The organism is Neisseria sp. P0009.S007, assembly GCF_051962515.1.
In genome coordinates, this window is the sequence record NZ_JBQCVF010000879.1 from 1 (window position 1) to 466 (window position 466).

At 53.9% G+C, this 466-nt stretch carries 1 protein-coding gene; it reads right to left on the reverse strand.

Going from position 1 to position 466, the window contains the following annotated elements; all coding sequences use genetic code 11:
* Positions 1-17: 17 nt before the first annotated feature.
* Positions 18-466: nitronate monooxygenase (locus ACTHS3_RS16905; protein ID WP_440368627.1), on the reverse strand; the 449-nt coding region annotated here is incomplete at its 5' end.

Here is a 466-nt window from a genome sequence, read left to right on the forward strand (position 1 = left end):
TTTGAGTGTTGATGCGTTTATTTGGCAGGGACGACGGGCAGGGAACCGTTCAAGAGATAATGAATGGTTTCTTGAACCGTACGGATGGCGTTGCCAAACGGCAGCGGGTCTTTGCCGCGGAAAAACAAGCCTTTATCGACTTCGCCGCGGAATGCGGCGGAAAGTTGGATGTCGATACAGAATTGACCGGCTTTGGCCAAACCGTCGCGCAAGCCGCAGCTGGTCAGACAGTTCAGGCCTTGGGTACAGCGGCGCGGATCGTTTTTGGCATTGGCTTGCAATTTGGATTCGCGTTTGATGTAGCTGTCGAGGAATTTGGTGCGTACGCCGCGAGCAGGCAAACCGGCAACAGACATGAATTCAACCACTTTTTCGGTTTCCGCACCGGCCAGTGTTTTCTTGAAGTTGATGTGGGCATCGCCTTCTTCGGTCACGGCAAACGCGGTACCGATTTGAACGGCAGACG